This is a genomic window from Enterobacter sp. C6 (genome assembly GCF_008122455.1).
In the GTDB taxonomy this organism is placed as follows: Bacteria; Pseudomonadota; Gammaproteobacteria; order Enterobacterales; family Enterobacteriaceae; genus Enterobacter; species Enterobacter pseudoroggenkampii.
Window position 1 is genome coordinate 23,598 of sequence record NZ_QPFW01000245.1, and the last position, 25,150, is coordinate 48,747.

The 25,150-nt window shown below is 55.0% G+C and carries 27 protein-coding genes; 13 read left to right on the forward strand and 14 right to left on the reverse strand.

Features of this window, described 5'->3' with window-relative positions; genetic code table 11:
* Window positions 1-5: 5 nt before the first annotated feature.
* The 3 genes from hslU (at window position 6) to rraA (ending at window position 2,907) form a co-directional block, all read left to right on the forward strand.
* A complete protein-coding gene (hslU, locus tag DOU50_RS19325; protein WP_023309685.1) occupies window positions 6-1,340 on the forward strand; it encodes an HslU--HslV peptidase ATPase subunit in 1,335 nt (444 codons plus the stop codon).
* Window positions 1,341-1,408: 68 nt separating this feature from the next.
* Entirely contained in the window at window positions 1,409-2,329 is a 921-nt protein-coding gene (gene menA, locus DOU50_RS19330) for a 1,4-dihydroxy-2-naphthoate polyprenyltransferase (protein WP_032648463.1), read from the forward strand.
* Between the two features lie 92 nt (window positions 2,330-2,421).
* Window positions 2,422-2,907: a ribonuclease E activity regulator RraA gene (gene rraA, locus DOU50_RS19335; RefSeq protein ID WP_023309687.1), complete on the forward strand. Its 486-nt coding sequence runs from the start codon at window positions 2,422-2,424 to the stop codon at window positions 2,905-2,907.
* 392 nt (window positions 2,908-3,299) lie between these two features.
* On the opposite strand, the gene zapB is transcribed toward rraA, so the two are convergent.
* Window positions 3,300-3,539 carry a septal ring assembly protein ZapB gene (gene zapB, locus DOU50_RS19345; RefSeq protein ID WP_010436935.1) on the reverse strand — a complete coding sequence of 80 codons (240 nt, stop codon included), beginning with the start codon at window positions 3,537-3,539 and terminating at the stop codon, window positions 3,300-3,302.
* A gap of 410 nt (window positions 3,540-3,949) precedes the next feature.
* Between zapB and DOU50_RS19350 the strand changes: the two genes are divergently transcribed.
* From DOU50_RS19350 to fpr, 4 genes are all read left to right on the forward strand, one after another.
* Window positions 3,950-4,795 (forward strand): MIP/aquaporin family protein, encoded by an 846-nt coding sequence (locus DOU50_RS19350; protein ID WP_014885705.1) that lies wholly within the window; start codon window positions 3,950-3,952, stop codon window positions 4,793-4,795.
* Window positions 4,796-4,816: 21 nt separating this feature from the next.
* Window positions 4,817-6,325, forward strand: coding sequence for a glycerol kinase GlpK (gene glpK / locus DOU50_RS19355; protein ID WP_014885706.1), 1,509 nt, complete (start codon window positions 4,817-4,819; stop codon window positions 6,323-6,325).
* An 88-nt stretch (window positions 6,326-6,413) separates the two neighbouring features.
* Complete coding sequence (gene glpX, locus DOU50_RS19360) at window positions 6,414-7,424, forward strand: class II fructose-bisphosphatase (protein ID WP_024909193.1); 1,011 nt, start codon at window positions 6,414-6,416, stop codon at window positions 7,422-7,424.
* A 96-nt stretch (window positions 7,425-7,520) separates the two neighbouring features.
* Complete coding sequence (fpr, locus tag DOU50_RS19365; RefSeq protein ID WP_024909194.1) at window positions 7,521-8,267, forward strand: ferredoxin--NADP(+) reductase; 747 nt, start codon at window positions 7,521-7,523, stop codon at window positions 8,265-8,267.
* Here fpr and DOU50_RS19370 read toward each other — a convergent pair whose 3' ends face one another.
* A complete protein-coding gene (locus tag DOU50_RS19370; protein WP_023333860.1) occupies window positions 8,268-8,687 on the reverse strand; it encodes a DUF805 domain-containing protein in 420 nt (139 codons plus the stop codon).
* Window positions 8,688-8,799: 112 nt separating this feature from the next.
* On the opposite strand from DOU50_RS19370, the gene DOU50_RS19375 reads away from it, so the two are divergent.
* Together DOU50_RS19375 and tpiA are read left to right on the forward strand one after the other, a co-directional pair.
* Window positions 8,800-9,396: a DUF1454 family protein gene (locus tag DOU50_RS19375; RefSeq protein WP_024909195.1), complete on the forward strand. Its 597-nt coding sequence runs from the start codon at window positions 8,800-8,802 to the stop codon at window positions 9,394-9,396.
* A gap of 111 nt (window positions 9,397-9,507) precedes the next feature.
* Window positions 9,508-10,275 (forward strand): triose-phosphate isomerase, encoded by a 768-nt coding sequence (tpiA, locus tag DOU50_RS19380; protein ID WP_014172206.1) that lies wholly within the window; start codon window positions 9,508-9,510, stop codon window positions 10,273-10,275.
* Between the two features lie 48 nt (window positions 10,276-10,323).
* Here the strand turns inward: tpiA and DOU50_RS19385 are convergent, their stop codons facing one another.
* From DOU50_RS19385 to cpxP, 6 genes are all read right to left on the reverse strand, one after another.
* A complete protein-coding gene (locus DOU50_RS19385) occupies window positions 10,324-11,628 on the reverse strand; it encodes an SLC13 family permease (RefSeq protein WP_148769945.1) in 1,305 nt (434 codons plus the stop codon).
* A gap of 73 nt (window positions 11,629-11,701) precedes the next feature.
* Window positions 11,702-12,445 carry a CDP-diacylglycerol diphosphatase gene (locus DOU50_RS19390; protein WP_024909197.1) on the reverse strand — a complete coding sequence of 248 codons (744 nt, stop codon included), beginning with the start codon at window positions 12,443-12,445 and terminating at the stop codon, window positions 11,702-11,704.
* A 108-nt stretch (window positions 12,446-12,553) separates the two neighbouring features.
* Window positions 12,554-13,543, reverse strand: coding sequence for a sulfate ABC transporter substrate-binding protein (locus DOU50_RS19395; protein WP_024909198.1), 990 nt, complete (start codon window positions 13,541-13,543; stop codon window positions 12,554-12,556).
* Window positions 13,544-13,760: 217 nt separating this feature from the next.
* A complete protein-coding gene (gene pfkA / locus DOU50_RS19400; protein WP_023309696.1) occupies window positions 13,761-14,723 on the reverse strand; it encodes a 6-phosphofructokinase in 963 nt (320 codons plus the stop codon).
* 174 nt (window positions 14,724-14,897) lie between these two features.
* Complete coding sequence (fieF, locus tag DOU50_RS19405) at window positions 14,898-15,791, reverse strand: CDF family cation-efflux transporter FieF (RefSeq protein ID WP_024909199.1); 894 nt, start codon at window positions 15,789-15,791, stop codon at window positions 14,898-14,900.
* Between the two features lie 153 nt (window positions 15,792-15,944).
* Complete coding sequence (gene cpxP / locus DOU50_RS19410; protein WP_024909200.1) at window positions 15,945-16,451, reverse strand: cell-envelope stress modulator CpxP; 507 nt, start codon at window positions 16,449-16,451, stop codon at window positions 15,945-15,947.
* 150 nt (window positions 16,452-16,601) lie between these two features.
* Between cpxP and cpxR the strand changes: the two genes are divergently transcribed.
* The gene (gene cpxR, locus DOU50_RS19415; protein WP_006179159.1) at window positions 16,602-17,300 is read left to right on the forward strand and encodes an envelope stress response regulator transcription factor CpxR; all 699 of its coding nucleotides are present in this window, start codon (window positions 16,602-16,604) and stop codon (window positions 17,298-17,300) included.
* Entirely contained in the window at window positions 17,297-18,670 is a 1,374-nt protein-coding gene (gene cpxA, locus DOU50_RS19420; RefSeq protein WP_023309731.1) for an envelope stress sensor histidine kinase CpxA, read from the forward strand. Before cpxR ends, cpxA begins: the two co-directional genes overlap by 4 nt.
* A gap of 36 nt (window positions 18,671-18,706) precedes the next feature.
* On the opposite strand, the gene DOU50_RS19425 is transcribed toward cpxA, so the two are convergent.
* The 6 genes from DOU50_RS19425 to DOU50_RS19450 form a co-directional block, all read right to left on the reverse strand.
* Window positions 18,707-19,957, reverse strand: coding sequence for an MFS transporter (locus DOU50_RS19425; protein WP_148769973.1), 1,251 nt, complete (start codon window positions 19,955-19,957; stop codon window positions 18,707-18,709).
* Between the two features lie 131 nt (window positions 19,958-20,088).
* Window positions 20,089-21,042, reverse strand: a complete 954-nt coding sequence (locus DOU50_RS19430; protein WP_148769947.1) for a sugar phosphate isomerase/epimerase family protein — start codon at window positions 21,040-21,042, stop codon at window positions 20,089-20,091.
* A gap of 7 nt (window positions 21,043-21,049) precedes the next feature.
* Window positions 21,050-21,754, reverse strand: a complete 705-nt coding sequence (locus tag DOU50_RS19435; RefSeq protein ID WP_048989393.1) for a UTRA domain-containing protein — start codon at window positions 21,752-21,754, stop codon at window positions 21,050-21,052.
* 188 nt (window positions 21,755-21,942) lie between these two features.
* Entirely contained in the window at window positions 21,943-22,617 is a 675-nt protein-coding gene (yiiM, locus tag DOU50_RS19440; RefSeq protein ID WP_148769949.1) for a 6-hydroxyaminopurine reductase, read from the reverse strand.
* Window positions 22,618-22,688: 71 nt separating this feature from the next.
* Window positions 22,689-23,309, reverse strand: coding sequence for a superoxide dismutase [Mn] (gene sodA, locus DOU50_RS19445; RefSeq protein WP_003861999.1), 621 nt, complete (start codon window positions 23,307-23,309; stop codon window positions 22,689-22,691).
* Between the two features lie 203 nt (window positions 23,310-23,512).
* On the reverse strand, window positions 23,513-24,061 hold the full coding sequence (locus DOU50_RS19450; protein WP_023309744.1) for a helix-turn-helix domain-containing protein: 549 nt from the start codon (window positions 24,059-24,061) through the stop codon (window positions 23,513-23,515).
* 102 nt (window positions 24,062-24,163) lie between these two features.
* Here DOU50_RS19450 and DOU50_RS19455 point away from each other — a divergent pair, with 102 nt between their 5' ends.
* Window positions 24,164-24,823 (forward strand): AzlC family ABC transporter permease, encoded by a 660-nt coding sequence (locus tag DOU50_RS19455; RefSeq protein WP_023333870.1) that lies wholly within the window; start codon window positions 24,164-24,166, stop codon window positions 24,821-24,823.
* Window positions 24,823-25,146 (forward strand): AzlD domain-containing protein, encoded by a 324-nt coding sequence (locus DOU50_RS19460; protein ID WP_024909205.1) that lies wholly within the window; start codon window positions 24,823-24,825, stop codon window positions 25,144-25,146. The genes DOU50_RS19455 and DOU50_RS19460 overlap by 1 nt, the downstream gene beginning before the upstream one ends.
* Window positions 25,147-25,150: the final 4 nt, after the last annotated feature.

A 25,150-nucleotide genomic window follows, 5' to 3' on the forward strand; every position in this document is an offset into this window, starting at 1 on the left:
CTCCCATGTCTGAAATGACCCCACGCGAAATTGTCAGCGAACTGAACAAACACATTATCGGCCAGGATAACGCCAAGCGCTCCGTGGCTATCGCCCTGCGTAACCGCTGGCGTCGTATGCAGCTTGACGAAGAGCTGCGCCACGAAGTCACGCCGAAGAACATTCTGATGATCGGCCCGACCGGCGTCGGTAAAACCGAAATCGCCCGTCGTCTGGCGAAGCTGGCCAACGCGCCGTTCATCAAAGTTGAAGCCACCAAGTTCACCGAAGTGGGCTACGTGGGTAAAGAAGTGGACTCCATCATCCGCGATCTGACCGACTCGGCGATCAAAATGGTGCGCGTCCAGGCGATCGAGAAAAACCGCTATCGCGCGGAAGAGATGGCCGAAGAGCGTATTCTCGACGTGCTGATCCCACCGGCAAAAAACAACTGGGGCCAGGCAGAACAGCAGGCGGAACCGTCCGCTGCGCGTCAGGCGTTCCGCAAGAAACTGCGTGAAGGCCAGCTGGACGACAAAGAGATTGAGATCGATCTCGCTGCCGCACCAATGGGTGTGGAAATCATGGCGCCTCCGGGCATGGAAGAGATGACCAGCCAGCTGCAGTCCATGTTCCAGAACCTGGGCGGCCAGAAGCAGAAAGCGCGTAAGCTGAAAATTAAAGACGCAATGAAGCTGCTGATTGAAGAAGAAGCCGCGAAGCTGGTGAACCCGGAAGAGCTGAAGCAGGACGCTATCGACGCGGTTGAGCAGCACGGTATCGTGTTTATCGACGAAATCGACAAGATTTGTAAGCGCGGCGGCAACAGCTCCGGCCCGGATGTGTCCCGCGAAGGCGTTCAGCGCGACCTGCTGCCGCTGGTAGAAGGCTGCACCGTCTCCACCAAGCACGGCATGGTGAAAACGGACCACATCCTGTTTATCGCATCAGGTGCCTTCCAGGTTGCCAGCCCGTCGGATCTGATCCCGGAATTGCAGGGCCGTCTGCCTATCCGCGTTGAGCTGCAGGCGCTGACCACCGAAGATTTCGAACGTATCCTGACTGAGCCAAACGCCTCTGCTACCGTACAGTACAAAGCGCTGATGGCGACCGAAGGCGTGAACCTCGAGTTCACCGAAGACGGTATCAAACGTATTGCTCAGGCTGCATGGCAGGTGAACGAAACCACCGAAAACATTGGTGCGCGTCGTCTGCATACCGTGCTGGAACGCCTGGTCGAAGATATCTCTTACGACGCGAGCGACCTGAACGGTCAAACCGTTACCATTGACGCAGAATATGTGAGTAAACATCTGGATGCGTTAGTGGCAGATGAAGATCTGAGCCGTTTTATCCTATAATCGCGGTTACTGGATTCTCATCACGTTTAATGGGGGCTAATGCCCCCATTTTTATTGGCTAAATACTTATGACTGACATCAGCCGTACTCAGGCGTGGCTCGAAAGTCTGCGCCCTAAAACACTTCCTCTGGCCTTTGCCGCGATTATCGTCGGCACCGCCCTTGCCTGGTGGCAGGGTTATTTTGATCCGCTGGTCGCCGCGCTGGCATTGATTACCGCCGGCCTGCTGCAAATCCTCTCCAATCTCGCCAACGACTACGGTGACGCGGTAAAAGGCAGCGACAAGCCGGACCGCATAGGGCCACTGCGCGGAATGCAGAAAGGGGTGATTACCCAGGCGCAGATGAAGCGCGCGCTGATTATCACCGTGGTGTTGATCTGCGCATCCGGCCTGGCGCTGGTGACGGTGGCGTCTAAGACTCCCAGCGATTTCATTGGCTTCCTGGTGCTGGGTTTACTGGCCATTATCGCGGCCATCACCTACACCGTCGGCACGCGTCCTTACGGTTATATTGGGCTCGGTGATATCTCCGTACTGGTTTTCTTCGGCTGGCTGAGCGTGATGGGAAGCTGGTACCTGCAGGCGCATACGGTGATCCCTGCCCTGTTCCTGCCCGCGACCGCCTGCGGCCTGCTGGCGACGGCAGTGCTCAACATCAACAACCTGCGCGACATCGACAGCGATCGCGAGAATGGCAAAAATACCCTGGCCGTGCGTCTGGGGCCGGTGAATGCGCGCCGCTATCATGCCTGCCTGCTCACTGGCGCGCTGGTGTGCCTGGCGCTGTTTAACCTGATTTCGTTGCAGAGCGTGTGGGGCTGGCTGTTTGTGCTTGCCGCGCCGCTGCTGATTAAGCAGGCTCGCTTTGTGATGCGTGAGCTCAGCCCGTCCGCCATGCCGCCGATGCTGGAGCGCACGGTAAAAGGCGCGCTGCTGACTAACCTGTTGTTCGTCATCGGGATTGTCTTAAGCCAGACGCTCAGTTAGCTGACAAATATCAATTAACAATTGATGATTTTGCCAACAACGCATTTCGCACGATATACTGAACACATTCGCAGCAACTGAGCGTTAAACCTATGAAATACGATACCTCCGAGCTTTGTGACATCTACCAGGAAGATGTCAACGTCGTTGAACCGCTGTTCTCCAACTTTGGTGGGCGGTCGTCGTTTGGCGGACAGATCGTCACGGTGAAATGTTTCGAGGACAACGGGTTGCTGTACGATCTGCTCGAACAGAACGGCCGCGGCCGCGTTCTTGTGGTCGATGGCGGCGGTTCCGTGCGCCGTGCATTGATTGATGCTGAGTTGGCCGGCATTGCCGTCCAGAATGAATGGGAAGGCCTTGTGGTGTACGGCTCCGTGCGCCAGGTGGACGATCTGGAAGACCTGGATATCGGGATTCAGGCCATCGCGGCCATACCGGTAGGGGCGGCGGGTGACGGTATCGGCGAAAGCGACGTGCGCGTCAATTTCGGCGGCGTGACCTTCTTCTCCGGCGACCATCTCTACGCCGATAATACCGGCATTATCCTTTCCGAAGATCCGCTGGATATCGAGTAGTAAAACCGTAAGCGTGAACCATAAAAAAACCGCCAACAGCAATGTGGCGGTTTTTTTGTCCCTCGGGATTCGCGGTCCGTTGGGAAGTCTTACAGACTAACACCAAGGAACTTCATCATACTCTCGTCTAAACCTTGGGCAACCCCTCAGAACCTTTATAAAATCCTAATTGTCTATGAAAACCTTAACGCTATGGTTGATGCTCTTTATGATACAGCGTCCCTTTCCGCCATCTCGCAAATGGGCATCGGTCCAGGGAAAGGTGTATTCACTACCGTAAAGCAGGCTAACACCAGGGCTTTTTATGGTTGGATGTCAGTCAGCGAGAACCATAAAAAAAGCCGGGCGGCGGCATCGCCTTACCCGGCCTGTTCAGTTCATCCCAATGGGAATCAGACTTCTTCCATACGTCCCAACAGCGCCTGCAGGCGATCCTGCCAGCCGTTCTGCTGTTCGCGCAGCTGGTTGTTTTCGCGCTCCAGTTCTTCGCGGCCGTGCTGCGCGTTCTGAACTTCCTGCGCCAGGCTGTTGTTCTTCTCTTTCAGCTCTTCAATTTCCATCTGCAGCAGGGTGATGGTGTCAATCGCCTGCTGTACTTTCGATTCCAGTTTCTCAAACACTTCTAAAGACATGATGCTACCTCTCCTGAATTGCAAGGCGACGCTTTAACATAAACGCGCACGACATATACCGTCGATTGTATGGAGCGCGGCGCTCTGTGTCCAGCGACACACCGCGCAGATCGCGGTTTGCAACACTTTTAGGTCTGGTCCTGGTGCGTTCGCGTCATATACCCCTAAATTGTTAACTGATTCGTTAATGAAATGATTCAGCTCACATTCCTGTACCGATCCTGCACTGCTGCAAAAATGTGCTTTATGGCGCGAAAACGCTCATTTTATTGACGCAGACCACACATTTTGATTTCGATATTTCTCGTTTTTGCTCGTTAACGATAAATTAACACTATGTCTACAGGGCATCGTGGCTGTCACGGGCGGCCATGCTAACAATAAACATCAATTTCTTCAGGATTCCGATTATGAGTCAGACATCAACCTTAAAAGGCCAGTGCATTGCCGAGTTCCTTGGTACCGGGTTGTTGATATTCTTCGGAGTGGGCTGTGTCGCTGCACTGAAAGTGGCAGGTGCCAGTTTTGGTCAGTGGGAAATCAGTATCATCTGGGGTCTGGGCGTGGCGATGGCCATCTACCTGACCGCAGGAGTGTCTGGTGCACATCTTAATCCGGCGGTGACAATCGCACTGTGGCTGTTCGCGTGCTTCGACGGACGCAAAGTTGTTCCTTTCATTCTTTCTCAGTTTGCCGGCGCGTTTTGCGCAGCGGCGTTAGTTTACGGGCTTTATTACAATCTTTTCATCGACTTCGAACAGACGCATCATATGGTACGCGGCAGCGTCGAAAGTCTGGATCTGGCAGGCATCTTCTCAACCTACCCAAACCCGCATATCAATTTTGTGCAGGCGTTCGCAGTTGAAATGGTGATTACCGCTATTCTGATGGGCGTTATCCTGGCGCTGACCGACGACGGAAACGGCATTCCGCGCGGCCCGCTGGCCCCCCTGCTGATTGGCCTGCTGATTGCGGTGATTGGCGCCTCCATGGGCCCGCTGACCGGCTTCGCGATGAACCCGGCACGTGATATCGGACCAAAAGCGTTCGCCTTCATCGCAGGCTGGGGCGACGTCGCCTTCACCGGAGGCAAAGACATTCCTTACTTCCTGGTACCGCTGTTTGCGCCGGTTGTCGGGGCTGCGCTGGGTGCGTTCAGCTACCGCAAATTAATTGGTCGCCATTTACCGTGCGACACCTGTGTGGAAGAGGAGAAGGAAACGACTTCTACCGCACAACAAAAAGCTTCGCTGTAATCTGACTACGGGACACATACCATGACCGAAAAAAAATATATCGTTGCGCTCGACCAGGGCACTACCAGCTCCCGCGCTGTCGTAATGGATCATGACGCGAACATCGTCAGCGTGTCACAGCGCGAATTTGAGCAAATTTATCCTCGTCCAGGCTGGGTAGAACACGACCCGATGGAGATCTGGGCGTCACAAAGCTCCACGCTGGTCGAAGTGCTGGCGAAAGCCGATATCAGTTCCGACGAGATTGCCGCGATTGGTATCACTAACCAGCGTGAAACGACGATTGTCTGGGAACGTGAAACCGGTAAGCCTATTTACAACGCCATCGTCTGGCAGTGCCGCCGTACCTCTGAGATCTGCGAACAGCTGAAGCGCGACGGCATGGAAGAGTACGTGCGCAGCGCCACCGGTCTGGTGGTTGACCCGTATTTCTCCGGCACCAAAGTGAAATGGATCCTCGACCATGTGGAAGGTTCACGCGAGCGTGCTAAACGCGGCGAGCTGCTGTTCGGTACCGTTGACACCTGGCTCATCTGGAAGATGACCCAGGGACGCGTTCACGTCACCGACTACACCAACGCCTCGCGCACCATGCTGTTCAACATCAACACCCTGGAGTGGGATGACAAGATGCTGGACGCCCTGGATATCCCACGCGCGATGCTGCCTGAAGTGCGCAAGTCTTCAGAAGTGTACGGTCAGACCAACATCGGCGGTAAAGGCGGCACCCGTATTCCTATCGCCGGTATTGCTGGTGACCAGCAGGCGGCGCTGTTCGGCCAGCTGTGCGTCAAAGAAGGGATGGCGAAGAACACCTACGGCACCGGCTGCTTTATGCTGATGAACACCGGCGAGAAAGCGGTGAAATCAGAAAACGGCCTGCTGACCACCATCGCCTGCGGTCCACGCGGCGAAGTGAACTATGCGCTGGAAGGTGCGGTGTTCATGGCCGGTGCGTCTATCCAGTGGCTGCGCGACGAGATGAAGCTGATCAGCGATGCGTTCGATTCCGAGTACTTCGCGACCAAAGTGAAAGACACCAACGGCGTGTACGTGGTACCTGCGTTCACCGGTCTGGGCGCACCGTACTGGGATCCGTATGCACGCGGCGCAATTTTCGGCCTGACGCGCGGTGTGAACTCTAACCACATTATTCGCGCCACCCTGGAATCCATCGCCTACCAGACGCGCGACGTGCTGGAAGCGATGCAGGCTGACTCCGGCATTCGTCTGCACGCCCTGCGCGTGGACGGCGGTGCGGTCGCGAATAACTTCCTGATGCAGTTCCAGTCCGACATTCTGGGCACCCGCGTTGAGCGTCCTGAAGTGCGTGAAGTGACGGCGCTGGGCGCGGCGTATCTTGCCGGTCTGGCGGTAGGCTTCTGGCAGAACCTGGACGAGCTGCAGGAAAAAGCGGTGATCGAACGCGAATTCCGCCCGGGCATTGAAACCACCGAGCGTAACTTCCGCTACAGCGGCTGGAAGAAAGCGGTGAAACGCGCCCTGGCGTGGGAAGAGCACGACGAGTAAGCCCCCCAAAGGGGAGAGGGGACTTAAAACCCCCCTCCCCACTCTGTGATAAACTTCGTGCAATTCCTTTTGATTGCACGAGTACCTCATGAAACGTGAACTTGCTATCGAGTTTTCCCGCGTCACCGAAGCGGCCGCCCTTGCAGGCTATAAATGGCTGGGTCGTGGCGACAAAAATACCGCAGACGGCGCAGCCGTCCATGCCATGCGCATTGTCCTTAACCAGGTCAACATCGACGGCACCATCGTGATCGGCGAAGGCGAGATCGACGAAGCGCCAATGCTCTATATTGGTGAAAAAGTCGGTACCGGCAAAGGCGATGCCGTGGATATCGCCGTCGACCCGATCGAAGGTACGCGCATGACGGCAATGGGTCAGGCCAACGCCCTGGCGGTGCTGGCCGTAGGCGATAAGGGCTGCTTCCTTAACGCGCCAGATATGTACATGGAAAAGCTGATTGTCGGGCCTGGCGCAAAGGGCGCAATCGACCTCAGCCTGCCGCTGGAAGAGAACCTGCACAACATCGCCAAAGCCCTGGGCAAACCCCTTAGCGAACTGACCGTGACGATTCTGGCCAAACCGCGCCACGACGCCACCATCGCGCAGATGCAAAAGCTCGGCGTGCGCGTGTTTGCTATTCCTGACGGTGACGTTGCCGCCTCGATCCTGACCTGCATGCCGGACAGCGAAGTAGACGTGCTGTACGGCATCGGCGGCGCGCCGGAAGGTGTCGTCTCTGCGGCAGTGATCCGCGCGCTGGATGGCGACATGCAGGCTCGTCTGCTGCCCCGTCACGAGGTAAAAGGCGACAGCGAAGAGAACCGCCGTATCGGAGAAAACGAGCTGGCGCGCTGCGAAGCGATGGGCATCGAGGCCAATAAAGTGCTCGCGCTGGACGAGATGGCCCGTAGCGATAACGTTGTCTTCTCCGCGACCGGCATCACCAAAGGCGATCTGCTGAACGGTATCACCCGCAAGGGCAATATGGCGACGACCGAAACGCTGCTGATCCGCGGTAAATCGCGCACCATTCGCCGCATCCAGTCTATCCACTATCTCGACCGCAAAGACCCGGACGTACAGACGCACATTCTGTAAAACCGTTTGATCGATAGAGCTTTCCGGCCCTGACGGGCTGGAAATTGTCACCACAAGTACGGAAGATAGAACAGAGAAACAGCACAGGAGAAGATCATGGCGGACTGGGTAACAGGTAAAGTCACGAAAATAGAGTTCTGGACCGATGCGCTATTTAGTCTCACCGTCCATGCTCCCGTACACCCGTTTAAAGCCGGGCAATTCGCCAAGCTGGGGCTGGATGTCGACGGCGAACGCGTGCAGCGCGCCTACTCTTACGTTAACGCGCCTGATAACCCGGATCTTGAGTTCTATCTGGTCACCGTTCCGGACGGTAAGCTCAGCCCGCGCCTTGCCGCCCTCAAGCCCGGCGACGACGTGCAAATTGTGAGTGAAGCGGCAGGCTTCTTTGTGCTCGAAGAGATCCCTGATTGTGACACGCTCTGGATGCTGGCAACCGGCACGGCCATCGGCCCTTATCTCTCTATTTTGCAGTACGGCAAAGATCTGGAGCGCTTTAAAAACATCGTGCTGGTGCACGCTGCACGCTACGCTGCAGACCTGAGCTACCTGCCGCAGATGCGGGCGCTGGAACAGCAGTACGGCGGAAAGTTAAAGATTCAGACGGTGGTCAGCCGCGAAACCGTAGCAGGAGCGCTGACCGGTCGCGTGCCGGCGTTAATTGAGAGTGGAGCCCTGGAAGACGCGGTAGGTTTGCCGCTGAACGCTGAAACCAGCCACGTCATGCTGTGTGGCAATCCGCAGATGGTTCGCGACACGCAGCAGCTTCTGAAGGATACCCGGCAGATGACGAAACATCTTCGCCGCCGACCGGGCCATATGACCGCCGAACACTACTGGTGATCAGCGGTACTTCACCTCAACGGTGTCTTTACCGTATTTGTTTTCGCTCTGGGTGCCAATAAACGCGCCCAGATCGACAATCATCATCACGAAGATGACCGACGGCAGCAGCCTGCCCACAACCCACGGCAGGATGGACGGCAGCATCGCCCAGTTTCCCGCCACCAGCATCCACGCCAGAATAATCAGAAATGCCCACGCGCCGGAACGTCCGCGATCGTGCAGCCGTTTCACGACGACAGCCGCCGTTGGCCATAGCAGACAGACCAGCGCGAAGGCCGCCGTTTGCGTGCTTAGCCATGCGTTATAGGCAACGAAAAACAGAAGCAGCATGGCGACAATCCACGTCACCATCCAGATCCAGAAATCACGGCGTCCAATACGCCCTTTGAACGAAAACAGCCACTGCTGTATGGTCATGTAAGGTTCCTTATTATCGTATAGCGCGCATTTTACCCTGGAGTTGTGACCTTTTGACAAGCCGACCAGATATCGTTTTAATCATGAGCACTTACGGCCAGGGGCAATGTTGATGAAAAGTTCGGCACGTTCTCTCTTCCTGTGTTTAGCGCTGCTCAGCGTGGGTTATCCCCTGCACGCCGCCGAAACCACTGCCCCGACCACAGCTCCGTATCTGCTGGCGGGCGCGCCGTCATTCGATCAGTCCATCAGCGAGTTTCGTGAAACCTTCAATCAGGCCAACCCTACGCTGCCGCTGGATGAGTTTCGCGCCATCGATGGCCCCCGCGACACGCCTACCCTGACCCGTGCGGCAAGCAAGATTAACGAGAATTTGTATGCCTCCACGGCGCTGGAGCGCGGGACGTTAAAAATCAAAAGCATGCAAATCACCTGGCTGCCAATACAGGGGCCAGAGCAGAAAGCCGCTAAGGCGAAAGCGCTGGAGTACATGAGCGCGGTATTGCAGGCCTTTACCCCTGCGCTGACGAAAAAGCAAAGTCAGCAAAAGCTGCAAAAACTCCTTACCGCCGGGAAAAACAAGCGTTACTACGCCGATACCGAAGGCGCGATCCGCTATGTTGTAGCGGACAACGGCGAAAAAGGACTGACCTTCGCTGTTGAACCGATTAAGCTGGCACTATCTGACACTCTCGACGGGGCGAATTAATGACAAAAAGCAAAGCCTTTCGAGGGAAAATCTCTATACTGATTCACAGACCATGCTGCCCGACAGGGTGGCCATATTCCTTAATTCGCTTATTGAGCGTGGAGAATTGAAATGCGACATCCTTTAGTGATGGGTAACTGGAAACTGAACGGCAGCCGCCACATGGTAAACGAACTGGTTGCGAACCTGCGTAAAGAGCTGGCTGGCGTGACGGGCTGCGCGGTTGCTATCGCTCCGCCGGATATGTACCTGGATCTGGCTAAACACGCCGCTGACGGCAGCCACATCATTCTGGGCGCGCAGAACGTTGACGTTAACCTGTCTGGCGCGTTCACCGGTGAAACCTCCGCTGAAATGCTGAAAGATATCGGCGCGAAATACATCATCATCGGCCACTCCGAGCGTCGCACCTATCACAAAGAATCTGATGAGTTCATCGCGAAGAAATTCGCCGTGCTGAAAGAGCAGGGTCTGATCCCGGTTCTGTGCATCGGTGAAACCGAAGCAGAAAACGAAGCGGGCAAAACCGAAGAAGTGTGCGCACGTCAGATCGACGCCGTGCTGAAAACCCAGGGCGCGGCAGCGTTCGAAGGCGCGGTAATCGCTTACGAGCCAGTCTGGGCGATCGGTACCGGCAAATCAGCAACCCCTGCGCAGGCTCAGGCGGTTCACAAATTCATCCGTGACCACATTGCGAAAGCTGACGCCAAAGTCGCTGAGCAAGTGATCATCCAGTACGGCGGTTCCGTAAACGCCTCCAACGCTGCTGAGCTGTTCACCCAGCCAGACATCGATGGCGCACTGGTTGGCGGTGCATCCCTGAAAGCGGACGCTTTCGCGGTGATCGTTAAAGCGGCAGAAGCGGCTAAACAGGCGTAATTGCCTTTGTGGCGGGTGGCGCTTGCGCTTACCCGCCCTACAAAAACGCTACAACTTACCTAACACGCTAAACCACAGATAATCCAGCGGCAGCAGCACCAGATAAGTTGCCACCGCCAGCGCCAGACAAAGCACCATCCCCGCCCTTGCAGGCACCTTCCCGAGCCCCATCGCCACCACAATCGGCGACGCCTGATACGGCAGCAGCGGCGTAGAATAGCCCAGCACCTGAATCATGATCACCGACAGCAGCGGGAAGCCGGTCGCGTCCGAGAAGCTCTGCGCCAGGGTGGTGTAAAGCGCCGGCACGCCGTTGGCGGTCATAATGAAGTTGAGTGCGGTGGTAATACCGGTCAGCGCCAGGAAACTGGTGAACGGTCGGTCTGCATCCAGCGGCATAATGCGGAGCAACGCCTCGCCCACCGCCGTTCCGATGCCGGTTTGGGTCACGACGATCGCCAGCCCCAAAATACCGGCAACGTAGATACAGGTGCGCATATTCACCCCCGCAGAAAACTCCTCCCCGGTGATAAAACCTATACGCGGTAGCATAACGATGATCGACGCAGCCAGCCCCGTCCACGCGGGTCCCACGCCGTGCCAGCTCTCCGTCACCCACATCCCCAGCACCACCGCCAGCAGCCAGGCGAGACGCTTTTCGTCCCGCCCCATAGGCTCAGACGGCGCCTGTTCCTTCGGCGGTTTCGGGCTACCGGGAAATAGCCAGCAGATCAGGCCAATCAGGATCAGGCCTTTGAGAATGCCCAGCACCGGCGTGTGCAGCAGCAGATACGGGACATAGTTCAGATGGATGCCGTACGAGCCTTCCGCCGCACCGCTCATCACCAGATTAGGGACGTTAGCGGGCAGAATCGTCGCCGAAAGCTGGAAAGTCCCGAACCCTACCGCCAGCGCCAGACCAAACCAGGCGCGGGAGCCGTCGGCGATACCGGCGCGTTTTGCCATCGCCGCGACAATCGGCATCAGCAGCGCAATACGTCCCATGTTCGACGGCATCACAAACGCCAGCGCATAGCTCAGCAGCACCACGCTCGCTACCATTAATACCCAGGAGTCGGTGAGCTTTGCCGACAGCGCCCGGGCGGCCCTGTCCGCCAGTCCGGTTTTACGGATCGCCACGCCGAGCACAAAGCCGCTGAATACCAGCCAGAAAGCCGACGAGGCAAAACCGCCGAAGATGACCTCCGGCGGGGCGATTCTGGCGGTCATCGCCGCCGTGAAGAACAGCAGCGCGGTGATGAATTCCGGCAATAGCGACGTCGCCCACAGAACGATGGTGACGCCAACAATCAGTGAGGGTAGCAGCAGAGGATACGTTAACCAGAGCGACATACCTGTCTCCTGTAGAATTTTTCAGCAAGTCTACGGTGACAGGCAGCCCGAGTAAACGCGATTTATGGTGGGGTTACTTCAGGATAGCGCATTGATGATCCTGCAATTCCTCTGCCGACGCGCGGTTGAGCATCAACAGATTGCGCTCGGTCGCCAGCAACACAAACGAGCCATCCGACTGCTGCGCCATCGCCAGGGCAAAGCGCCCCATATGGTCGCGCGCTTCCGGCAGCTCTTCAGCCAGCATTATGAACGGGCTGCGCTGCACCAGTTCATTTTCCGTCACCCGGCGAGCAAGATACTCATGTCCTTCCAGCCCTCCGGGAAGAGGCAGCCACTGGGTGCTGATTTCTCCCTGTGCCGCGTTGAGCTTCTCGCGCACGTCCGGGCGCAGGCAGGAAATATGAATATGGAAATGGTTCTGCGTGCGCCCTGTCGGCGAGTTAATCGTCAGCGAAATGGCGCTGTCAGGCACCTCGGAGCCGCGCTTCAGAGTCATAAAGCTGCGTGACTGCCAGGCCAGCCAGAAAAAGTTCGGAGTATGAGATTCGGTCAAAAGCGGGCTTTCGGTGCCGTTGATGCGGTAGGTTGGCATCAGCAGGTACTGCAGCGGCCCGTTGCGATCTTTAAACACCACGTAGCCTGCGTCCGTTTTCACCTGCGCACACGGTGCCGGGTTACGGTTCTGGATCTGATTCGGCACACACTGGTCGAGAACGATATGTCGCAACGCATTCGGATTACCCGCTTTCATCCAGTACACACCGCCAGCGGCCAGGGCGATGACAATGAGGAGCAATAAGATAATTTTTTTCACAACGCGTTCCCTGTTTTCAATAGAGGCAAAAGAGTAACGCAAAATGATGACCAAATAAAAAACCCGGCGGATTTCTCACGCCGGGTCACCGTGTCATGGGCTAATGAGTTAGCGCTGGCTGATCTGGTCGAAGGTGCCGCCGTTAGAGAAGTGCTCTTTCTGCGCTTTGGTCCAGCCACCGAACTCGTCATCAATGGTGAAGAGTTTCAGTTTAGGGAATACGCTTTCGTATTTCTTCGCAACGGCCGGATCGCGTGGACGATAGAAGTTTTTCGCCGCAATTTCCTGGCCTTCTGGCGAGTACAGATACTTCAGGTAGGCTTCCGCCACCGCTTTGGTATCTTTCTTCTCAACCACTTTATCGACCACGGAGACGGTCGGTTCAGCCAGAATTGATTCGCTTGGGGTCACGATCTCGAATTTGTCTTTACCCAGTTCGTTAGTGGCCAGCAGGGCTTCGTTTTCCCATGCGATCAGCACGTCGCCAATCCCACGCTCGACGAAGGTGTTGGTGGCGCCACGTGCGCCGGAGTCCAGCACCTCAACGTTTTTATATAGCGCTTTCACGAATTCCTGCGCTTTAGCCTGGTCGCCATTGTTATGGTGCAGCGCGTAGCCCCATGCGCCCAGGTAGTTCCAGCGAGCGCCGCCAGAGCTTTTCGGGTTAGGCGTGATGACTGACACACCCGGCTTAATCAGGTCATTCCAGTCATGGATCTGTTTCGGGTTGCCTTTACGTACCAGGAAAACGATGGTCGAGGTGTATGGCGCGGAGTTATCCGGCAGGCGTTTGATCCAGTTTTTGTCGATACGGCCACGCTCGGCGATCGCGTCAACATCGTAGGCCAGCGCCAGGGTCACCACGTCGGCTTCAATCCCGTTGATGACGGAGGTCGCCTGCTTGCCAGAACCACCGTGGGACTGGCGAACCACGACGTTGTCGCCGGTTTCCTGTTTCCAGTGTGCCGCAAACGCTTTGTTGTATTGCTCGTACAGTTCACGCGTCGGGTCGTATGACACGTTCAGTAACTGGATGTCCTTAGCCAGAACGCTGGTCGATGCCAGCAATAATGTTAAACCCACGCCCCATTTATTCATCGCCCAGCTCTCTTGTGTAGTGTTTTGATGAATGCAGCGTGCCAGAAAGCGAATCGAGGATTAAAGAATAAAAAAAGATTGGCTATAACGTAGTGGAATAAAAAGGCAAATGGTGCGGAGAAAAAAGCCCGGTGGCGCTTCGCTTACCGGGCCTACGAACCGTGCTTTTGTAGGCCGGGTAAGGCGAAGCCGCCACCCGGCACAAACCAAACGCCGATCAGTACAGTTTTTTCGCGCAGTCCAGCCAGTCACCTTTGAACGGACGCTTCATGTTTTCAATCGCATCGATGATGTCATGGTGAACCAGTTTTTCGTTCTGAATACCGACGCAGCGGCCGCCGTGACCCTGCAGAAGCAGATCGATAGCGTACGCGCCCATACGAGACGCCAGAATACGGTCGTAAGGGCCTGGGGAACCGCCACGCTGGATGTGACCCAGTACGGTCGCGCGGGTTTCGCGTTTGGTTTCGGCTTCAATGTACTTCGCCAGCTCGTCAACGTCACAGATGTGCTCGGTGATAGCCACGATCGCGTGTTTTTTACCTTTCGCGATGCCCGCTTTGATTTCAGCCACCAGATCTTCACGGCTAAATTCGACTTCTGGCACGACGATAAATTCGCAACCGCCCGCAATGGCTGCCGCCAGCGTCAGGTCGCCGCAGTAACGGCCCATCACTTCAACGATAGAGATACGCTGGTGAGAAGACGAGGTGTCACGCAGGCGGTCAATCGCTTCAACAACGGTACCCAGCGCGGTAAAGAAGCCGATAGTGTAGTCAGTACCTTTGATGTCGTTGTCGATGGTGCCCGGCAGACCGATGCACGGGAAACCCATTTCGGTCAGACGTTTTGCACCCATGTAGGAGCCGTCACCACCGATAACCACCAGGGCGTCCAGGCCGCGTTTCTTCATGTTTTCGATAGCCACTTCACGAACGTGTTCATCACGGAATTCCGGGAAGCGCGCAGAACCGAGGAAAGTACCGCCACGGTTGATCATGTCAGACACGCTGTAACGGTCGAGCTGAACCATACGATCTTCATACAGGCCCAAATAACCGTCATAAACGCCAAAAACTTCCAGGCCTTCCGTCAGCGCTGCACGGACAACACCACGAATTGCCGCGTTCATGCCCGGCGCATCACCGCCGCTTGTCAACACACCGATTTTCTTAATCATGACTACCTCTGAACTTAGGAATGCAAAATTGAAATCTGTTGCCGGAAGAAACTTATCGACCAACGAATACTGCAAATAGTATATCAATCCCTTCCAGCTGAATTGATTCAGGTCAGACCAAATGGCGGTAATTTATACACAAAATGCTGGCCTGGCTCACTTTTTTACAACGAATTACGAAAGCCCAACATGACCGGGTACAACCGAGCAGGGATCCTGGTGAATGATGACGTCTGAACCAGGAAAACGCTGCAAAATCGCCTGCTCGACCTGCTCAGCTATCACGTGAGCCTGAACCAGTGGCAGGTTGTCTTCCATTTCAATGTGAATCTGAATAAAGCGGGTCGGCCCTGACTGCCGCGTTCGAAGATCGTGTGCACCGCTGACGCCGGGCCAGGAGGTCACGATAGAAAAAATTTCATTACGTTCTGAGTCCGGGAGGGCGCGGTCAAGCAGTGATTGCACCGCTTCATACCCCATCCGCAGGGCGCTATATAAAATATAGATACCAATCCCTAACGCAAACAACGCATCGGCCCGATGCCAGCCATACCAGGCCAGACCGAGCGCAATAAGAATAGCCCCATTCATCATAACATCAGATTGATAATGAAGCATATCTGCCCGTACAGCCTGACTTTGCGTTTTGCGAACAACCCAGCGCTGGAACGTTACCAGAACAAGTGTGCATATAAGCGCGACAATCGTCACAACGACGCCGACGCCGGGATCGTTCATCGGTGTTGGCGAGACGAGATGCTGAATGCCGGTGAGAAACAAGAACAGCGCAGAACCGGATATAAACATGCTTTGCGCCAGCGCGGCCAGCGACTCCGCTTTACCGTGCCCAAAGGTGTGCTCTTCATCCGCTGGCTGCAGCGAGTAACGCACCACCAGCAGGTTGGTCAGCGAGGCGGCAATATCCACCAGCGAGTCCACCAGCGCCGCCAGAATACTGACCGAACCGGTATACCACCACGCGAAAACTTTGATGACCAGCAAGCACGACGCCATTACCGTCGCGGCCATGGCGGCCCGGTTCACCAGTCTTCCATAGGATTGATTCATAAACGCTCCTGTCATGTCATGCCGCTAGTATAACGGAAGCATGTGGAGTCGAAGGATGAATAAACGGTTAACAAATCAGAATGCGGGGCAAAAAAAACCCCCACATCATGTGGGGGAAGACAGGGATGGTGTCTATGGCAAGGAAAACAGGGTTTACTGGTTACTACGGGTACTGCTATTGCTACTGAAAAACGTCGTTTCTGAGCTTCGCTGCATCCGTGCAACCTCACGCAGCTGGTCCATTCGCTGCTGATGTCTGGTGTTCAAAACCGCTTGCTGCTCGGGCGTTAGCAGGTGGAACATCTGGTTGCGGACCTTCGCCATTTCGACCTGGCGGGCAACCTGTTCCTGTGCCATTTTTTCGGCCTGAGCGCGTACAGCGCTTTCGTCAAAATTTTCTGCGGTGACAAGGCGATGCATTGTCTCCATTTCGCTAACATTAACAGGGGGCTGGTCGTGTCTCGCCCTCTGCATCAGATCTCGCATCTGTTGACGCTGATGTTCGGTTAAACTTATGCCGTCAAACATATGGCTTTGGCTGCTGTTCTGCGTTGCGCCCTCTTGTAAGGGACTGTTATCGCTGATGATAGCTTCAGCAGCCTGGCTAAACGCACTGAACGCCAGCGTTGAGGCCATGACGGCAGCGGTAACTTTGCGCATCACTTGCTCCCAAAATCTTTCGTGTCGCGATTCAACGAGAGACAGTCTACGATTCAGGCTGCAAACATGCGTCAGGGGGTGTAAAACAACGTAAAGTCATGGATTAGACAGCCTTGATGTCGTAATTTCTGCCTCGGAGGTATTTAAACAATGAATAAAATCCTGTTAGTTGATGATGACCGAGAGCTCACATCCCTTTTAAAGGAGTTGCTCGACATGGAAGGTTTCAACGTCCTGGTTGCCCATGATGGCGAGCAGGCGCTGAGTCTCCTTGACGACAGCATCGATTTACTTTTGCTCGACGTGATGATGCCGAAGAAAAACGGCATTGATACGTTGAAAGAGCTTCGCCAGACACACCAGACTCCCGTTATCATGCTGACCGCACGCGGCAGCGAACTCGATCGCGTACTCGGCCTTGAGCTGGGCGCGGATGACTATTTACCGAAGCCGTTTAACGACCGCGAACTGGTCGCCCGTATTCGCGCGATCCTGCGTCGTTCCCACTGGAGCGAGCAGCAGCAGAATACCGACAACAGCTCACCTACCCTTGAAGTCGACTCCCTGAGCCTGAACCCGGGCCGTCAGGAAGCGAGCTTTGATGGCCAGACGCTGGAACTGACCGGCACGGAGTTCACCCTGCTGTATCTGCTGGCGCAGCACCTCGGCCAGGTGGTTTCGCGTGAACATTTAAGTCAGGAAGTGCTGGGCAAACGTCTGACCCCGTTTGACCGCGCCATCGACATGCACATCTCTAACCTGCGCCGTAAGCTGCCAGAGCGTAAAGACGGTCACCCATGGTTTAAAACCCTGCGTGGTCGCGGTTATCTGATGGTTTCCGCTTCATGATAGGAAGCTTAACCGCCCGCATCTTCGCCATCTTCTGGCTGACGCTGGCACTGGTTTTAATGCTCGTACTGATGTTGCCAAAACTCGACTCACGCCAGATGACGGAGCTTCTCGACAGCGAGCAACGTCAGGGCGTGATGATCGAGCAGCACGTGGAAGCCGAGCTGGCAAACGACCCGCCGAACGATTTAATGTGGTGGCGCAGATTATTTCGCGCTATCGACAAGTGGGCGCCGCCCGGACAACGCCTGCTGCTGGTGACCAGCGAAGGCCGCGTCATTGGGGCCGATCGCAATGAAATGCAGATTATCCGCAACTTCATTGGCCAGGCGGATAACGCCGATCATCCCCAGAAGAAGAAATATGGCCGCGTAGAAATGGTAGGGCCTTTCTCCGTCAGAGACGGAGAGGATAATTATCAGCTCTACCTGATCCGTCCGGCGAGCAACTCCCAGTCTGATTTTATCAACCTGCTGTTTGACCGCCCTCTCCTGCTGCTGATTGTCACCATGCTGGTCAGCTCGCCGCTGCTGTTATGGCTGGCGTGGAGCCTGGCAAAACCGGCGCGTAAGCTGAAAAATGCCGCCGATGAAGTGGCGCAGGGTAACCTGCGACAACACCCTGAGCTGGAAGCCGGACCGCAGGAATTCCTTGCCGCCGGGACCAGTTTTAACCAGATGGTGAGCGCTCTCGATCGCATGATGACCGCACAGCAACGTCTGCTGTCGGATATCTCGCACGAACTGCGTACCCCGCTTACGCGCCTGCAGCTTGGCACCGCGCTGCTGCGCCGCCGCAGCGGTGAGAGCAAAGAGCTGGAGCGTATTGAAACAGAAGCTCACCGCCTGGACAGCATGATCAACGACCTGCTGGTCATGTCGCGTAATCAGCAGAAAAACGCGCTGGTCAGCGAAACGGTGAAAGCCAATCACCTGTGGCACGAGGTGCTGGACAACGCGGCGTTCGAAGCGGAACAGATGGGTAAATCCTTCACCGTCAACTTCCCACCGGGTCCATGGCCGCTGTACGGTAACCCCAACACGCTGGAAAGCGCGCTGGAGAATATCGTGCGTAATGCCCTGCGCTACTCGCACACGAAGATTGAGGTGGCGTTCTCGGTGGATAAAGACGGGATCACCGTCATTGTCGACGACGACGGTCCTGGCGTCAGCCCGGAAGACCGCGAGCAGATTTTCCGTCCGTTCTATCGTACCGATGAGGCGCGTGACCGGGAATCAGGTGGTACGGGGCTGGGCCTGGCGATTGTGGAAACCGCCATGCAGCAGCACCGTGGCTGGGTGAAAGCCGATGACAGTCCGCTGGGTGGATTGCGATTGACCCTCTGGCTGCCGCTGTATAAACGTTCATAACGCCCTGTCCCCGGCGTTTGCCGGGGACAGCTTACCTTACACCTCCGCGGTGACTGCCGCGCGGTTCTGCTTTTTGATCCGTTTCACCAGCAGCGTTGAGCAGACGAATCCCATCAGGCTGAACGCGATCATCACGCTAAAAACATAGTTGTAGCCTGCGATACCGGTGTGGGTATCCAGCAGCCAGCCATAAAGCGTGTAAGCAAACATGGCGGGCATGTAACCGATGATGCAGCCAAACGCCATTGCCGAGCCGGCATACTCACGCGGGGTGCCTATCTCATCCATCGGCGCGAAGAAAATGGCGCGCTGCGAGAAAATAATCGCTCCAAAACCTAAGGTTGCCGCCATCCCGATATAGACGTTCATCGATTGGTGGGGTAGCTGCATAAAGACAATCATCGCCGCGGCGGCAATCAGGAAGGTCCACTTCAGGTAGACAGTAGGCGATTTTGCCACTTTATCCGCCAGGAAACCGCCCACCGGTCCCCCCACCATTTTCAGGGCATACTGGTTGATAATGCCGTAGGCACCCACCAGCGCAACCGGAAGCATATAGATATCTTTGAGGAAAGGGATAAAGTATGTCAGCCCGCAGTAGGCAGCGTACACGAAGAAAATGCCAAACGCGGCTAGCCAGACGTTGGCGCAGGAGAGGATATGTTTGATCCCCTTGAGCACCTCCATGTTGGCATTCCCCTTTTCGCTGCCTTTGACCTTGTCGTCATCGACAATGAAGTAGGTGATCACCCCTGCGACCAGGGTAATCAGCGTGTAGTATAACAGCCCCGCCTGCATGCCCGCTTTGCCTTCCCCGAAGTGCACAAAGACGAACAGTGCCCCGGAGGCAACAACCACGTCCACCACGCCGCGGCCAGCCTCAAGAAAGCCAAACATACGCCCCTGTTCCTCCTGCGTTCCCAGCAGACGCACCGCTTTCAGCAATACTGGCCAGTAAACTACGTCAGCGAAAAAGGCCATCGCCGCAAAACAGAGCAGATACCCGGTAAATGACGGCAGCGTGGATAAGTAGAGGCCGCACAATCCCACGCCGATTAAACCAAACGGCAGCAGTATTTTTTTAGAGTAACGATCGGCAATATACAGAGAAAGGAACAGGCCCGTTGTCTGGACAATAGTATATACCGTAAAGCTTAAACCAATTTGGGTATTGGTTAATCCCCAGTCATTTTGCATAGGTACATAAAAGACATCTTTCATACTGGAAAGTTTGAATATCGTTCCGCCGCCTAAAATCAAAAAGCAGAGTCGTGCCCATTTATTCATGAACATAATTAACACCCTTAGCGTAGGTTGAGAAAACGTTCTCAATCAGAAAATGAATGCAATAATCCTCAGCCAGCTCAAAATGAAATGGCCTTCATGTTGACGTTCTTTTTTAACGACCTAAATACTAGTCAGATTGTTATAAATTTTTGACACACGTTACGTATATACTGAATTTGAGAAAGGGCGTGATGTTTTTCCTCCGCAAGACGGGTATCTACCATCGTGCTGTCGGGCAATGGGGTATAGCTCGCATTTCGCCACGGTATCCAGGGGTTATTCCCTTCATCGTCGAAACGGAACGCAGGAGCATAATATTCCACCTCTTCTTCTAAGCCAAAAGAGGTGACCTGGGGTTGCTCATCACCTAAAAGTAGTAATCTTTTTAGCATCTCCTCCACAGGTAGATCACCGTATCCGGTACGACAGGCTTCATGCCCCCAACCTTTCCCCTCGTTAATAATCCGCGCATCTTTAATATGCACCTGGGTAATCAAGGGGGCCATAACCTCTAATGCCGCCAGCGGCTCTTCGTTAGCATTAATCATATTGCCAAAGTCGAACAGAATGGAGAGGTTTTTCATCCCGCTGTTTTTCACCAGCGTCACCAGTTCATGGCCCTGTAAATCTTCATGTTGTTCAATAGTAAAACTCAGGCCGCAATCGTCATAACGAGATAAGTACGCAATATCACTGGCAATTTTATCGAGCACGTCTTTCAGATACCCTTCATAACGCGGGTAGAAGCGCACCGAGGTCGCTCCCGTCGCCAGGGCGATACGGATCGCATCATCCAGCGTCGCTTTATCCGAAGCGCTGGTTTCAATATGAATATCCAGATGATAGCCTTGCGCTTTTTCTTTAAACGTGCGTAACTGTTGGTCATTTAATTTTTGCAGGGATTGCGTTTCACCGTCTTCGACATGAATTTTTACCCCTTTTAATTTCTGCTGATACGCTATATCTAACAAATCACCCGGCAATACGCGTTCATAGCGCATATTTAAATGAAACGCGTAGGCGTGCAGATAGAGAGGTATATTTCTCGCACGTTCTGCCAGCCGCACTTTATCAATATTTTTCATTTTCTTCTCATTCATCATGAATAACGAGTTCCACTGATTCAAGGCGCCAGTATTCAAAATCGACCTGCACCACTTTTTTATCCCGTGTCGCTCGGTGTTTTTCCACCAAAATTCCGTAAGTATTCGGTGCCACACCCAGTTCTTTGCAGGCCAGCTCCGGCATATTGACCGGTTTGAAGATCATCTCTTTAATGGTTAAGGTATGACCGAATTCATCTTCCCAGACGCTGGCAAACGACTGGTTCTCCAGTTTATGGATATATCCCGGCGCGGTTTCTGCATCAATATATGACTCGTGGTAAAAGACCTTATGTTCATCGAGCCCACACCATCCTGTTACCCGATAGCAATTCTCAGACGCGGGAAACACCCTCTCAACCTGATGCGGTACGCTCTCCATGCTCTCACGGGATAAATAGCCCCAGGAAGGATTTCGCCCCTGGGCACGGGCTTCCGCATTAAAACTGGAGAGGGATTTTGGGTTATAGATAAAGCGCTTAGCAGAAATAAACCAGCCGCTGCGGTTCTTTCTAAATATCCGTGCACCCACCTCCAGCTCAATCAGCACTTGCCGTAAGGTCATGCGTTTGGCATCCAGCAGTTCGCACAACTCGCGCTCAGACGGTAGCTTCGAGCCAGCCGGTAAGTTTTGTTCACTCAGCCAGCGTTCAAAACGCTCCCTGAGCACATCCACGTAGTTTTTTTCTTTCATTCCACACCATCTGGTTTAAACCAATTTGATCATAAGATATTTGAGCCGGAAGAATTCTCAAGTGTTTTTACATGGCCAACACTTTTTTTGTGGGCCATGTATCAGGAATGAAGCAAGGAAAGGTTGAGTACGGTGTAAAAGAAGGGAGCATCCCCCGTTAGCACGGGGGAGACGAACGAAAGAGAAACCTATTTACCCCATAACCGACGGGCATTGTCTTCAATTTTGTTACTGAGCCGCCGTTTTTGCATGGTGCGCGTCCAGCTGGTCGACAACCCCGCCGCTGACAGCAGGCGGTGATACTGTTCGTCATCAAACGGCATATGCCAGGCAATGGCGCAGGCGTCATAAACAGACACATCGCTCAGGCGTGATGCCAGCTCAAGCGGTGCGTCCGCTGAAACCTGCCCAGCCAGCACCACACGGTACAGCCAGCCGGTTTTACCCGCGTTTTGCATCTGAGCCGACATGTCATGAATGCCGAAATGGTAGTTGAGCTTGAAGCACGGCGAGCGTGGCTGCGTCACCTGAATCAGGGCATCGCCCCAGCGGTAAATATCACCGATAAAGACGTTTTGCTCGGTCAGCCCTTCGGTCGAGAGGTTCTCACCGAACGCGGGCGCGACAAACAGATCCGCCAGTTCGGGGAATTCGGCTTTCCAGTGCTGATAGTGCTCGCGCGGGTAGTGGCACAGCGCGCGCTCGGGCCCGCCGTGGATTTTCTTTTCGGCCTGCTCGTCACCCGCCAGCCCGAGGTCGGTAAGCGTCAGCTCACCGTCGACCTGAATTTTAGCGATGGCGCTCGGGCGACTGCCGTCGTACTCCCTTACCTTGCCTGTAAACACGTTCACCGGGTAATGCATTGCTGCCTCCATTACGCAGATACAAAAAAAGCGAGTCATAAGACTCGCTTCTCACAGGCGTCAACGCAACCTTATTTTTTAGCGGCGAAACGTGCTGCAGCTTCGTCCCAGTTCACCACGTCCCAGAAGGCTTTGATGTAGTCCGGGCGACGGTTCTGGAATTTCAGGTAGTAAGCGTGTTCCCACACGTCCAGACCCAGGATTGGGAAGCCGGATGCGCCAGAGATTGCTTCACCCATCAGCGGGGAGTCCTGGTTCGCAGTAGAAACCACCGCCAGTTTATCACCTTTCAGAACCAGCCACGCCCAGCCAGAGCCGAAACGAGTAGCGGCGGCTTTTTCGAATTCCGCTTTGAAGTTGTCCACGGAACCGAAGTCGCGCTCGATAGCCGCTTTCAGGTCGCCCTGCAGGGTGGTACCGGTTTTCAGGCCTTTCCAGAACAGGCTGTGGTTAGCGTGGCCGCCAGCGTTGTTACGCAGAACGGTTTTCTTGTCTGCTGGCAGCTGGTCCAGCTTGGTGATCAGCTCTTCAACAGGCAGGTTAGCGAACTCTGGCAGGCTTTCCAGCGCGGCGTTCGCGTTGTTCACATAGGTCTGGTGGTGTTTAGTGTGATGGATTTCCATCGTCTGCTTGTCGAAATGCGGTTCCAGTGCGTCGTAGGCATACGGCAGGGATGGCAGTGTATAACTCATAATCCTCTCCATTATTGTCGGGCGGCACAGCTGTTAATGCCGCGTAAGCAGTTGGTTCATTATAGTTAATTAAATGATATTGAAAATGATTATCAATGCCGTAGTTTTTATAAGGTTATTCACATTCTGACAAAAGCCAAAATGGGTAATTCACTCAGGAGGTTAACGGAAGATGCTGTCGCGAAGACGACAGCATTGTCGGGTTAGTTTTGTTCCGCCACCAGCAGCGCGTAAGTGTCTGGCTCCAGGGCTTTAAAGATGTGCGGCTGGTCGGCGGGATAACAAATGTAATCCCCTGCGCCGAGCTCTTCCGCCGCGTCAAGCAGGCCAACCAGCGCCCGTCCCTGCGTGACAATGATATGCTCAACCGAGCCTGGCGGATGCGGCTGGGAAATACGGTCTGCCCCCGGCTGGGTCATCAGAAGATAAACATCGCGGCGCGCGCCGGGGGGGCATGCGGCCAGTAAAATAGCCTCGTAATTAGCCTGTCCGGCGACCACTTTCGTCCCTTCGCCGCGGCGGATCACCTGTGTGGTCGGCAACTGCGGCTCAAGCAGGCGGGCGAAAGGAATATCCAGCGCCACGCAAAGCGACCACAGCGTTTCCAGGCTAGGGTTACCGTTGCCGGACTCCAGCTGGGAAAGGGTGGATTTTGCGATCCCGGCACGGCGGGCAATTTCCGCCAGTGAAAGCCCGGTTCGCAGGCGTTCTCGCACCAGACTTTTGGCGATCAGGCTGATCGGCTGCGTCATATAACGGCCTCTTGTTCTATAAAACGAACGAATCGTTCGTCTTGAAAATCAGTTTCGTTGCGTTCATTATAATGGATACACGTTCGATATGGCTAAAAATGTATGAAGCATCATCTCTCTTGCCTGAAAGGCGATACCATAAAAGCAATCATCCTGGTCTGCCTCGCGGTGGGCGTGGTCGGGATGTCATACGGCTCCCTGGCGATGGCCTACGGTTTTCCGGTCTGGGTACCGTTTGTACTCTCCATCACCGTACTCGCGGGCGCGTCAGAGTTTATGTTTATAGGCATTGTGGCAAGCGGCGGTAACCCGCTGGCGGCCGCGGCCGCGGGGTTGCTGGTCAACGCGCGGCACGTGCCGTTTGGCGTGACGGTGCGTGAACTGGTAGGCAAACGCGGTCTGAGCCTGTTGGGCTGCCACATTATGAACGACGAAAGCGTGGTGTTTGGCCTGTCGCAAAAAACCGCCGAGCAGCGTAAGGCCGCCTACTGGCTGTGCGGCTTAGGCGTCGCCATCGTCTGGCCGCTCGGCGCGCTGCTGGGCGCAATGGTTGGCAAACTGTTACCTGACCCGGAAACCATCGGGCTGGACGCGGTATTTCCGGCCATATTGCTGGCGCTGGTGGTTCCCGCATTTAAAAACCGTACCACGCTAATCCGCGCCTGCAGCGGTGCCGCGCTATCACTGGCTGCCGTGCCGTTTGCCCCGGTAGGATTACCGGTGCTGCTCTCTTTACTGGGTCTTGCTGCGAGGAAAAAATAATGGGAAATATGACGTTTTTTATTCTCGGCATCGCCATTTTGTCTGCGGGAACGTATCTGATGCGTCTTGGCGGGGCGAAACTGGGCAGCAGGCTGGCACTGTCAGAACGCTCTCAGGCGCTGCTTTCGGACGCGGCAACAGTGCTGCTTTTTTCCGTGGCGCTGGCGACCACGTTTTATGAAGGCGAACATTTCGCAGGAATGGCGCGCGTGCTGGGCGTGGCGTTTGCGGTGTTTTTGGCCTGGCGGAAAATGCCGTTAATTGTGGTGATCGTGGCGGCGGCAGTGGTAACCGCACTGCTGCGCGTGGCGGGCATAAACTAAAAAA